The organism is Streptomyces sp. (genome assembly GCF_031178505.1).
Classification (GTDB): Bacteria; Actinomycetota; Actinomycetes; order Streptomycetales; family Streptomycetaceae; genus Streptomyces; species Streptomyces gulbargensis.
In genome coordinates, this window is record NZ_JAPSIW010000173.1 from 1 (window position 1) to 10,771 (window position 10,771).

General features: G+C 71.3%; 11 protein-coding genes. 7 read left to right on the forward strand and 4 right to left on the reverse strand.

The annotated features are described in order from the left end of the window. Positions 1–812, reverse strand: an 812-nt coding sequence (locus RIF68_RS14375; RefSeq protein WP_309051626.1) for a metallophosphoesterase, incomplete at its 3' end; no start/stop codon positions are given. A 74-nt stretch (positions 813–886) separates the two neighbouring features. Here RIF68_RS14375 and RIF68_RS14380 point away from each other — a divergent pair. Next, the gene (locus RIF68_RS14380) at positions 887–1,351 is read left to right on the forward strand and encodes a GatB/YqeY domain-containing protein (protein WP_309051627.1); all 465 of its coding nucleotides are present in this window, start codon (positions 887–889) and stop codon (positions 1,349–1,351) included. An 81-nt stretch (positions 1,352–1,432) separates the two neighbouring features. Here RIF68_RS14380 and RIF68_RS14385 read toward each other — a convergent pair whose 3' ends face one another. Further along, positions 1,433–3,682: a transglycosylase domain-containing protein gene (locus RIF68_RS14385; protein ID WP_309051628.1), complete on the reverse strand. Its 2,250-nt coding sequence runs from the start codon at positions 3,680–3,682 to the stop codon at positions 1,433–1,435. A gap of 547 nt (positions 3,683–4,229) precedes the next feature. Here RIF68_RS14385 and RIF68_RS14390 point away from each other — a divergent pair. Further along, entirely contained in the window at positions 4,230–4,574 is a 345-nt protein-coding gene (locus RIF68_RS14390; protein WP_030206027.1) for a WhiB family transcriptional regulator, read from the forward strand. 89 nt (positions 4,575–4,663) lie between these two features. On the opposite strand, the gene RIF68_RS14395 is transcribed toward RIF68_RS14390, so the two are convergent. Further along, entirely contained in the window at positions 4,664–6,055 is a 1,392-nt protein-coding gene (locus tag RIF68_RS14395) for an ArsA-related P-loop ATPase (RefSeq protein ID WP_309051635.1), read from the reverse strand. Between the two features lie 107 nt (positions 6,056–6,162). Next, entirely contained in the window at positions 6,163–7,125 is a 963-nt protein-coding gene (locus RIF68_RS14400; protein ID WP_309051629.1) for an ArsA-related P-loop ATPase, read from the reverse strand. Positions 7,126–7,246: 121 nt separating this feature from the next. Between RIF68_RS14400 and RIF68_RS14405 the strand changes: the two genes are divergently transcribed. From RIF68_RS14405 to RIF68_RS14425, 5 genes are all read left to right on the forward strand, one after another. Beyond that, the gene (locus RIF68_RS14405; RefSeq protein WP_309051630.1) at positions 7,247–7,405 is read left to right on the forward strand and encodes a DUF4177 domain-containing protein; all 159 of its coding nucleotides are present in this window, start codon (positions 7,247–7,249) and stop codon (positions 7,403–7,405) included. Continuing rightward, positions 7,402–7,872: a RidA family protein gene (locus RIF68_RS14410; protein ID WP_309051631.1), complete on the forward strand. Its 471-nt coding sequence runs from the start codon at positions 7,402–7,404 to the stop codon at positions 7,870–7,872. The genes RIF68_RS14405 and RIF68_RS14410 overlap by 4 nt, the downstream gene beginning before the upstream one ends. A gap of 103 nt (positions 7,873–7,975) precedes the next feature. Next, positions 7,976–8,881 (forward strand): NUDIX domain-containing protein, encoded by a 906-nt coding sequence (locus tag RIF68_RS14415; protein WP_309051632.1) that lies wholly within the window; start codon positions 7,976–7,978, stop codon positions 8,879–8,881. Beyond that, positions 8,874–9,704: an MBL fold metallo-hydrolase gene (locus RIF68_RS14420; RefSeq protein ID WP_309051633.1), complete on the forward strand. Its 831-nt coding sequence runs from the start codon at positions 8,874–8,876 to the stop codon at positions 9,702–9,704. Before RIF68_RS14415 ends, RIF68_RS14420 begins: the two co-directional genes overlap by 8 nt. A 130-nt stretch (positions 9,705–9,834) precedes the next feature. After that, positions 9,835–10,719, forward strand: coding sequence for a prohibitin family protein (locus tag RIF68_RS14425; RefSeq protein WP_309051634.1), 885 nt, complete (start codon positions 9,835–9,837; stop codon positions 10,717–10,719). Positions 10,720–10,771: the final 52 nt, after the last annotated feature.

Here is a 10,771-nt window from a genome sequence, read left to right on the forward strand (position 1 = left end):
GAGGAGAGGCCCTTCACCCGGTCGGTGTCCAGGTCGCAGTTGGTGACGAGCGCTCCGTAAAAGGGGATGCACAGCTGCCCGCCGTGGGTGTGTCCGGCGAGGATCAGCTCGTAGCCGTCGGCGGTGAAGGCGTCCAGGGAGCGGAGGTACGGCGCGTGCACCACGCCGATGGTGAAGTCGGCGGTGGTGTCGGGGCCGCCGGCCACGCGGGCGTACCGGTCCCGCTTGATGTGCGGATCGTCCAGGCCGGTGAACGCGAAGTCGGCCTGCGGCAGTTTGAGCCGGCCACGGGTGTTGGTGAGGTTCACCCAGCCGGCCGCGTCGAAGGCGTCCCGCATGCCCTCCCAGGGGTTGTGGATCGCGCCGACGACCGGCTTGTTGCCGTTGAGGCCGTACCGGCCCTGCGCCTTCTCCAGCAGGTAGCGGGCGGGGTTGCGCAGACGCGGCCCGTAGTAGTCGTTGGAGCCGAAGACGTACACGCCGGGGAAGTCCATCAGCGGACCCAGGGCGTCCAGGAGCTCCGGCACCGCGTCGGGGTCGGAGAGGTTGTCACCGGTGTTGACGACGAAGTCGGGGCGGAGCCCGGCGAGCTTCTGGAGCCAGGCCCGCTTCTTGCGCTGGCCGCTCACCATGTGGATGTCGGAGACCTGCAGGACCCGCAGGTCGCCCATGCCGCGGGGGAGCACCGGGACCGTGATCCGGCGGAGCCGGAAGGAGCGGGCTTCGAAGCCCGCCGCGTAGACGAGTCCGGCCGCGGCCGTCGCCGTGACACCTGCCGTGATCTTCAGGGGGATCCCGTACCGTGCGCGCATCCCCCCATCGTCGCAGACCCGGCGGCCGGAAATGCGCGGGCGGGCGGGCCGGGGCACCTGCCACACTTGACCCCATGACCACGCTCAAGGCCAAGCTTCAGGACGACCTCAACGCCGCGATCAAGGAGCGTGACGAGCTCCGCTCCTCGACCCTGCGGCTGACCATCGCCGCGATCACCAAGGAGGAGGTCGCCGGCAAGACCAAGCGCGAGCTCTCCGACGACGAGGTGCAGAAGGTGATCGCCCGCGAGGCGAAGAAGCGCCGCGAGGCCGCGGACGCCTTCACCCAGGGCGGTCGCGCCGAGTCCGCCGAGCGGGAGCTGGCGGAGGGCGCCGTCCTCGACGCGTACCTGCCGAAGCAGCTCGGTGACGAGGAGCTGGAGAACATCGTCGCGGCGGCGGTCGCGGAGGCGACGGCCGCAGGCGCCGAGGGGCCGCGCGCCATGGGCGCCGTCATGAAGATCGTCAACCCGAAGGTCGCCGGCCGCGCCGAGGGCGGCCGCGTCGCCGCGGTCGTGAAGAAGCTCCTCGCGGGCTGATCCGCCCGCCGGACCGGCACGGAGGTCGTACGGCGAAGGGCGCCCCACCCGAGGTGGGGCGCCCTTTCCGGTGCCGGGAGGTCAGTGGTTTCCGCCGCGGCCGTTGCCCCGGCCGTTTCCGCCGAACAGGTCCTCCGGGATCGAGATGCCCGGGAAGAGGTCGGCCGGCGGCCTGGTGTCAGCGGGCTTGTTTCCGGCCGGCTTGTTGTCGCCCGGCTGCTTCGGCTTGTTCGGGCCGTTCTCCGGCTGCTTCGGCTTGTCGCCGCGCGGCACCGAGACGGGGGCGAAGGACGGCGTCTCGCCCGCCTCCAGCGCGCCCGTCATCGCGATCCGCCAGATCGGGCCGGGGAGGCAGCCACCGCACACCTTGTCGTAGACCTGGCCGCCGATCCGGATGTCGTACATCGACTTCTTCTCGCCGATGTCGTCACCGACCCAGACGGCGGTCGACAGGTTCGGCGTGTAGCCGACGAACCAGGCGTCCTTGCGGTCGTTGGTCGTACCCGTCTTACCCGCGTTGTCGCGGTCGCTCAGGCCCGCCTTCGTACCCGTGCCGTCCTCGACGACGCCCTTCAGCATCTGGTTGATCGTGTCGGCGGTACGGTCGCTCATCGCGCGCTTGCACGAGGTCTGCGGCACGTTCAGCTTGTCGCCGTTGGCGGCCTTGATCGACTCGATGGCGACCGGGACGCAGTAGATGCCCCGGTTGGCGAAGGTCGCGTAGGCGGCGGCCATGTCGAGCGGGGTGCTCTCCTGGGCGCCGAGGGTGATGGAGGGCAGCTCCTGCACCTTCTTGCCGAGCTCACGCTCGTAGCCGACGTTCTTGGCCATCGTGATCGTCTCGCACAGGCCGGCCATCTGCTCCAGCTTGGCGAAGTACGTGTTGATGGACTTGCCCAGGGCGCTCGTCATGTCGTAGAGGCCCTTCTCCGACTCGACCTCGTTGCCGACCTCCCAGGTGGCGTAGCCGGCGGGCTTCCCGTCGCAGCGGGTGTAGTCCTTCTCCGGGATCTTGATCTTCCACGGGTCGTCGAAGGTCTGCGCCGGGCTGAGGCCCTTCTCCAGGGCCGCGGCGGCGGTGATCGGCTTGAAGGTCGAACCGACCTGGAAGCCGTACGTCGTGCCGCCCATCTTGCTGCCGACGGAGAGGTTGAGCGTCGTCTGGTGCTGCTTCTGGTCCAGGCCGTACGGGCGGGACTGGCCCATGGAGAGGATCTTGCCGGTGCCCGGCTGGACCTGGACGACGGCGGCGGCGACCGGGTCGTCCTTGTAGATCTTGGCGATGGCGGCCTCGTTGGCGGCGGCCTGGGCGCGCGGGTCCAGCGTCGTCCGGATGGTCAGGCCGCCGAGGTTCCACAGCTTCTGCCGCTCCTCGGCCGTCTTGCCGAAGACGGGGTCGTTGAGGATCGTCTTGCGGACGTAGTCGCAGAAGAATCCGGAGCCGTCGACGGCGGTGATGCAGCCGTTCCGCGGTGTCTTGACCTTGAGCTTGATCGGCTTGGCCTTGGCCCTGTCGGCCTCCGCCTGGCTGATGTCCTTCACGTCGGCCATCCGCTGGAGGACGATGTTGCGCCGCTTCGTCGCCTCCTGGAGGTCGTTGACCGGGTCGTAGCGGCTCGGCGACTGGACCAGGCCGGCCATCATCGCGGCCTCGCCGAGGTCGAGCTGGGCGGCCGGCTTGGAGAAGTAGCGCTGGGAGGCGGCCTCGATGCCGTAGGCCTGCTGCCCGAAGAACGTGATGTTGAGGTAGTTCTCCAGGATCTTCTTCTTGCCCAGCTCCTCCTCGACCTGGATCGCGTACTTCAGCTCGCGGACCTTGCGGCCGATGGTCTGCTGGGTGGCCTGCGCGACCTTCTCGGGGTCGTCGCCGGCCTCCTCGACGAAGACGTTCTTCACGTACTGCTGGGTCAGCGTGGACGCGCCCTGCGCGACACCGCCCGACTGCGCGTTGCGGTTGATGGCGCGCAGCACGCCCTTGAGGTCGATCGCCCCGTGCTCGTAGAAGCGCGAGTCCTCGATCGCGACGATCGCCTTCTGCATGTACGGGGAGATCTTCTCCAGCGGTACGACCTTCCGGTCCCGCGAGTACACGGTCGCGATCAGGCCGCCCTCGGAGTCGAGGATCGTGGTGCGCTGACTGAGCGGTGGCGTCTTCAGGTTGGCGGGGATCTCGTCGAACCCCTCGACCGTGCCCTTCGCGGCCAGTCCGAGTGCCCCGGCCGCGGGCAGGGCGATGCCTGCCAGCACGGCTCCGGAGAGCACACTGACACCGAGGAACTTGGCGGCCTGCTGGGTCCCGGTCAGGCCACCGCCCGAGCGCTTCTTTGCCATGGGGGCAGCCTAATCCGTAGTACTGGCCGTTCCGCAGGAGCAGGGGCCTCTCGGAGCGTTCGCGTACGAGACCGTGACATCCGGGCGGCCCCGCGGACGGCCCTGGCGGATCCGTCCGGAGGCGTGGCGACGCCTGGCGTCCGCGTGGCGAATCGCCGGACAGACGGGCAGGCGTTGGCCTAAGCTGCTCCCAACTGTCACAGCAGCGTGGTTCCGCATCAAGACCCGTGCATGACATCGGCGTGAATTCCCGTGACCCCGAAACACGGGAATCTCGTGTCCGTTTCCGGCCCCTGCGTCACACGGTGCCCCTCGTGTCCCCGCGGAGGAAGGGCAGGTACGCGCGGCATGTCCGCTACCTGTCGTATGTCCTCCGGTCACTCCCCTGGGTGATCTGACGTACACGCATAGTCCGTTCGGACCATTCAAGATTGGGCCCGAAGGGGGTGTTGCGCTGTGCCCACCTTCCGTAACGTCCCAACTGGCAGCGGTGAATATGCCGCTGCCGCCGTGGGGGAGCCTCGATTCGGGAGAGGACGGCGCCGGTATGGGCTGGGTAGCTGACTGGAGTGCGCAGGCGGCCTGCCGCACTACCGATCCGGATGAACTTTTCGTGCAGGGAGCGGCGCAGAACAGGGCGAAGGCGGTGTGCACCGGCTGTCCGGTGCGGACCGAGTGCCTGGCCGACGCGCTCGACAACCGCGTCGAGTTCGGCGTGTGGGGCGGCATGACGGAGCGCGAGCGCCGTGCCCTGCTCCGCCGGCGGCCGACCGTCACCTCGTGGCGCCGGCTCCTGGAGACCGCGCGGACGGAGTACGAGCGCGGCGCGGGCCTGCTGCCCGTCGCGATGGACGACGACGCGACGTACGAGGCGTACGCCGCGGTCGGGTAGGCCCCGGCTCGCACCGGGGCCCCGTACCAGGGCCACGAGCGAGACCCCTTGAGAGGGTCTCCTGCCAGGGTCCCGTACGGGGAGCCGGCTCAGGCCGAGGGCGTGCGCCCGGCCGTGAGCCGATCACCGATGTCCCGCAGCCCGGCGAGGTCGTGCACGTCGCCGGGCAGGGCGGTCACCTCGGTCACCGCCACCTCCGGGTGCAGGGCGGTGAAGCGGTCGCGCGTGCGCTGCTCGCGCGCGAGCACCCGCATCCGCTCCGCGTGGAGACGGAGCAGGCCGGCGGTGAGTTGACGTACGTCCCCTGTCGCGGGGTCCGCGGACGCGTCCGTGGGGGCGGAGGCGTTCACGTCCGTTCCTGGGTCGGTGCCTCCGTCTGCTGCGCTGCGTGCGTCTGCTTCTGTGCCCGCGGGGATGGGCGGGCCGGCTGTGGGGGCAGCCTCGGGTACGGAAGAAGTGGCGGCGGTGGCGAGGGCTTGCGACTCGGTCGATGTGGCCGGGGAGCCACGCAGTCCAGCATTCCCGGGCCCCTGATCCACAATGCGGCCCTCCTCAAGATTTTCCGCCGCGGCCCGCGCCCGCTCCGCCGAGAGCCCGGCGGCGCCGCTGACGTGAACCCGGTTGAGGACGAGCCCGGCGAGGGGCATCCTCTCGGCGGCGAGCCGCTCCACGAAGTACGCCGCCTCGCGCAGCGCGTCCCGCTCCGGCGTGGCGACCACGAGGAACGCCGTCCCCGGCGCCTGGAGCAGCCGGTACGTGGCGTCCGCGCGGGTCCGGAAACCGCCGAACATCGTGTCCATCGCCGCCACGAACGTCTGCACGTCCCCGAGGAACTGACCCCCCAGCAGCTTCCCCAGCGTGCCCGTCATCATCGACATGCCGACGTTCAGGAACTTCATCCCGGCCCGGCCGCCCACCTTCGCCGGGGCCATGAGCAGCTTGATGAACTTCCCGTCCAGGAAGGAGCCGAGCCGCTTCGGCGCGTCCAGGAAGTCCAGGGCGGAACGGGAGGGCGGGGTGTCGACCACGATCAGGTCCCACTCGTCGCGGGCCCTGAGCTGCCCCAGCTTCTCCATGGCCATGTACTCCTGCGTTCCGGCGAAGCCGGCCGACAGGGACTGGTAGAAGGGGTTCTCCAGGATCGCCCGCGCCCGCTCGGGATCCGCGTGCGCCTCGACGATCTCGTCGAAGGTCCGCTTCATGTCGAGCATCATGGCGTGCAGTTCGCCGCCGTCACTGCCCTTGATGCCCTCGACCTTGCGGGGGGTGTTGTCGAGGGAGTCGATGCCCATGGACTGGGCCAGCCGGCGCGCCGGGTCGATGGTGAGCACGACGACCCGCCGCCCCCGCTCCGCCGCCCGGACGCCGAGCGCCGCGGCCGTGGTCGTCTTCCCGACGCCGCCCGCGCCGCAGCAGACGATGATGCGGGTGCCCGGGTCGTCGAGGATCGGATCCAGCTCCAGGGCGGGTACGGAGTCCAGCCCCTCACCGCCGGAGGCCCCTCCGCCGCCGCCGGCACCGTCACCGCTGCCACCGCCGTTGCCGGGGCCGTCGTCGGGACCGTGGCCGGCCCCGGCCGTCTGCTCCGTCACGCGCCCACCCCTTGTCTCCGCAGTTCCTTCGCCAGCCGGTACAGCCCGGCGATGTCCGCCCCGTCGCCGAGGTAGGGCAGCTCGTACGAGGGCACCCCCACGCCCTCCAGGACGGCGCGCTGCGCCCGCTCCAGCTCCACCCGGCGGGCGTGCTCGGCCGCCTGGTCCAGAAGCGGCTCCACCAGGCGCGCGCCGCCCGCCACGCCCGCGGAGACCAGTGTCCGGGCGACCGCCTCCCGGTGGTCGCCGGAGGCGGCCCGTACCGCCGCCTCGTCGAGCACGTGCGGACGCACCATGTTCACCACCACCCGGCCCACGGGCAGTTCGGCCGCCCGCAGCTCGGCGATGCCGTCGGCGGTCTCCTGGACCGGCATCTCCTCCAGGAGCGTCACCAGGTGCACCGCCGTCTCCGGGGACTTCAGGACCCGCATGACGGCCTGCGCCTGGTTGTGTATCGGGCCGATCCTGGCCAGGCCCGCCACCTCGTCGTTGACGTTCAGGAAGCGGGTGATGCGGCCCGTCGGGGGCGCGTCCATCACCACGTGGTCGTAGGTGGGGCGGCCGTTCCGCTCACGCCGCCGGACCGCCTCGCACGCCTTGCCGGTCAGCAGGACGTCCCGCACGCCCGGTGCGATCGTCGTCGCGAAGTCGATCGCGCCGAGCTTCTTCAGGGCCCGCCCCGCGCCGCCCAGTTTGTAGAACATCTGCAGGTAGTCGAGGAGCGCCCGCTCGGCGTCGATCGCCAGCGCGTACACCTCGCCCCCGCCGGGAGCGACGGCGATCTTCCGCTCCTCGTAGGGAAGTGCCTCCGTCTCGAAGAGCTGTGCGATGCCCTGCCTGCCCTCGACCTCGACGAGGAGGGTCCGCTTCCCCTCCGTCGCGAGAGCGAGGGCGAGGGCGGCGGCGACCGTCGTCTTACCGGTACCGCCCTTGCCGCTGACCACCTGGAGCCTGCTCACGCTGTCGAGCCTAACCACTGACCGCGGCGCACAATCAGGTGGCCGCCCCGGAAAAGTCCCCTAGGTGGTTCCTGGGGGGACCTCGGAGGGGTGCCGCGCGGCAGCGGCTACAGTCGGCTCCATGACCAAGTGGGAGTACGTCACGGTGCCGCTTCTGGTGCACGCGACCAAGCAGATTCTGGACACCTGGGGCGAGGACGGCTGGGAGCTCGTCCAGGTCGTGCCCGGGCCGAACAACCCCGAGCAGCTCGTGGCCTACCTGAAGCGGGCCAAGCAGTGAGCGGGGCCGTCGAGGCGCGGATCGCGGAGCTCGGCCTGACCCTTCCCGAGGTCGTGCCCCCGATCGCCGCCTACCAGCCGGCCGTGCGCTCCGGCGCGTACGTCTACACCTCGGGCCAGCTCCCGATGGTGAACGGCAAGCTTCCGACGACCGGCAAGGTCGGCGCGGAGGTCACGCCCGAGGAGGCCAAGGAACTCGCCGCCCGCTGCGCGCTCAACGCGCTCGCGGCCGTGAAGTCCGTCGCCGGGGACCTGGACCGGATCAAGCGGGTCGTCAAGGTCGTCGGCTTCGTCGCCTCCGCCCCCGACTTCACCGGTCAGCCCGGCGTCATCAACGGCGCCAGCGAGCTGCTCGGGGAGATCCTCGGCGACAAGGGCGTGCACGCGCGCAGCGCCGTCGGCGTCACCGTGCTGCCGCTCGACGCCCCCGTCGAGGTCGAGGTCCAGGTCGAGCTGATCGAGGACTGACCCCGGCCGCCTACGCGACCACCACGGAGCCGGCCGCTCCGCGCCCCCGCGCGCGAGGCGGCCGGCTCTCGTGCATTCCGTTCGATGCGCATAGCATCCGGCCATGTCGAATGCTCAGGGGAACGACCGGCAGGACACCCGGACCAACGGCCAGTGGTACCCACCGGAGTGGCCGGACCGCATCCGCGCCCTCGCCGCGGGGGAACTCGTCCCGGTGGAGCCCAGGCGCGCCGCGACCGTCCTCCTGCTGCGCGACGGGGAGACGGGGCCGGACGTCCACATGCTGCGCCGGCGCACCTCCATGGCCTTCGCCGGCGGCGCGTACGCCTATCCCGGCGGCGGTGTCGACCCGCGTGACGAGCACCCCGTGCGGTGGGCCGGGCCCTCCCTCGCCGACTGGGCCGGGCGGCTCGGCCTCGACGACCCCGCGCAGGCCCAGGCCGTGGTCTGCGCCGCCGTCCGGGAGACCTTCGAGGAGGCGGGCGTCCTGCTCGCCGGGCAGACGCCGGACACCGTCGTCGGCGACACCACCGGCGACGACTGGGAGCGGGACCGGCGGGCCCTCGTCGCCCGCGACCTGTCCTTCGCCGACTTCCTCGACCGGCGCGGCCTCGTCCTCCGCTCCGACCTGCTCGGCGCCTGGGCCCGCTGGATCACCCCCGAGTTCGAGCGGCGGCGGTACGACACCTGGTTCTTCGTGGCCGCGCTCCCGGCCGGGCAGCGCACCCGGGACGTCTCCGGCGAGGCCGACCGCACGGTGTGGATCCGCCCGGCGGAGGCCGCGGCCGGCTACGACCGGGGCGAGCTGACCATGATGCCGCCGACGATCTCGACCCTGCGGACCCTGGAGCCGTACGGGAGCGCCAAGGAGGCCCTGGCGGCCGCCGCCGACCAGGACATGACCCCCGTCCTCGCCCGGGCGCGCCTGGCGGGCGACGAGGTCGTCCTGAGCTGGCCGGGGCACGAGGAGTTCACCAAGCGCGTTCCGGCGGGAGGCCGTGATGACTGACGCGGCGGCTCTCCCCGGTCAGCCGCGCGGCGCCGTGGTCTCCGGACCGGCGACCGCCCGCGCCGTGAACGTGCTCGCGCCGAACCCGTCCGCCATGACCCTCGACGGCACCAACACCTGGATCGTCGCCGAACCGGACTCCGACCTGGCCGTCGTCGTCGACCCGGGCCCGCTGGACGAGGGCCACCTGCGCGAGGTGATCGCCGTGGCGGAACGTCTGGGCAAGCGCGTGGGGCTGACCCTGCTCACCCACGGGCACGCGGACCACGCCGAGGGGGCGGCCCGGTTCGCCGAGCTGACGCGGACGGCGGTGCGCGCCCTGGATCCGGCGCTGCGGCTCGGCGACGAGGGGCTCGCGGCCGGGGACGTCGTCACCACGGGCGGCCTGGAGCTGCGGGTGGTCCCGACGCCCGGCCACACCTCGGACTCGCTCTCCTTCCACCTCCCGGCCGACCGGGCCGTGCTCACGGGCGACACGATCCTGGGGCGCGGTACGACGATGGTCGCCCACCCCGACGGGCGGCTCGGCGACTACCTGGACTCGCTGCGACGCCTGCGCTCGCTCACCGTGGACGACGGCGTGCACACGGTGCTGCCGGGGCACGGGCCGGTCCTGGAGGACGCCCAGGGGGCCGTGGAGTACTACTTGGCGCACCGGGCGAGCCGACTGGCCCAGGTGGAGATGGCGGTCGAGAAGGGGCACCGGACGGCGGCGGAGGTCGTGGCCCATGTGTACGCGGACGTCGACCGCTCCCTGTGGCCGGCGGCGGAGTTGTCGGTACGGGCGCAGCTGGAGTACCTGACGGAGCACGGCCTGATCTGACCGGGGCGGCGCGGGGGCCCGGGCCCACCGCCGGTCCGGACGTGCGTCCGGCCGCCCCCGGTCTCGTATCCACACCCCCGCGTGCTTTACGCTCCGTTTACTTCTGGCCGTAGTTTCGGGGGGATCGCCCATGTTCGTCGTCGCCATCCTGTTGCTCATCGCCGCAGTGGTGCTGTTCTTCGTCGCCCGCGCCAACGACTCCAAGGGGCTGAGGCTCGGCTCCCTCGGTGCCGTGGTCGCCGGTGTCTTCTCGCTCGTCGCGAGCATGACGTACGTCATCAGCGCGTACGAGGTCGGCGTGCCGGTCGCGTTCGGCAAGGTCGGCTCGCCCATGACCTCGGGCATGCACCTGAAGTCGCCCTTCACGGACGTCACGACCTTCTCGACCCGCCCGGTGGACCTCAACCTCTCGGACAAGGACGTGGTGGAGGTCCGCTCCCTGCAGGGCGGTGTCATGTACGCCGAGGTGACGGTGAAGTGGGCCGTCGTCCCGTCCAAGTCGGTCGAGCTGTACAAGCTCGCGGGCAGCGAGGACGCCATCCAGCAGCGTCTCGTCTACCCGGACAGCCGGGAGATCGTTCGCAACGTCTTCGCCCGGTACACGAGCGAGCAGGGGTACGCCACCGACCGCGAGAAGATCAACGCCGAGATCGGTGTCCTGATCAAGGAGCGCCTCGCCCCGCGCGGCATCGACGTGACCACGGTCAACCTGCGGAACGTGAAGCCCTCCGACGCCCTGCAGAACCAGATCGACCGCAAGATCCAGCAGCAGCAGGCCACCGAGCGCGCCACCGAGGCCGCCCGTACCGCCAAGGCCGAGGCCGACCGGCGCCGGATCGAGGCCGAGGGCATCGCCCGCGCCAACAAGATCCTCAACGACTCGCTGTCGGACAAGGTCCTGCTGAACCAGTGCATCGACGCCTACAAGGAGGCGGCGGCGAAGAACCCGGTCTACGCGGTGCCCTGCGGCAACGCCGGTTCCGCCCCGGTGATCGTGGACGGCACCAAGCGCTGACCGCCCTCCCCGTGGGAACACGGAAGGCCGCCCCGGTCCTCGGACCGGGGCG

Bases quoted from the DNA above. Each gene is read 5' to 3' on its own strand.
- RIF68_RS14380 (WP_309051627.1), top strand. From the start codon at position 887: ATGACCACGCTCAAGGCCAAGCTTCAGGACGACCTCAACGCCGCGATC.
- RIF68_RS14385 (WP_309051628.1), bottom strand. From the start codon at position 3,682: ATGGCAAAGAAGCGCTCGGGCGGTGGCCTGACCGGGACCCAGCAGGCC.
- RIF68_RS14390 (WP_030206027.1), top strand. From the start codon at position 4,230: ATGGGCTGGGTAGCTGACTGGAGTGCGCAGGCGGCCTGCCGCACTACC.
- RIF68_RS14405 (WP_309051630.1), top strand. From the start codon at position 7,247: ATGACCAAGTGGGAGTACGTCACGGTGCCGCTTCTGGTGCACGCGACC.
- RIF68_RS14415 (WP_309051632.1), top strand. From the start codon at position 7,976: ATGTCGAATGCTCAGGGGAACGACCGGCAGGACACCCGGACCAACGGC.
- RIF68_RS14420 (WP_309051633.1), top strand. From the start codon at position 8,874: ATGACTGACGCGGCGGCTCTCCCCGGTCAGCCGCGCGGCGCCGTGGTC.
- RIF68_RS14425 (WP_309051634.1), top strand. From the start codon at position 9,835: ATGTTCGTCGTCGCCATCCTGTTGCTCATCGCCGCAGTGGTGCTGTTC.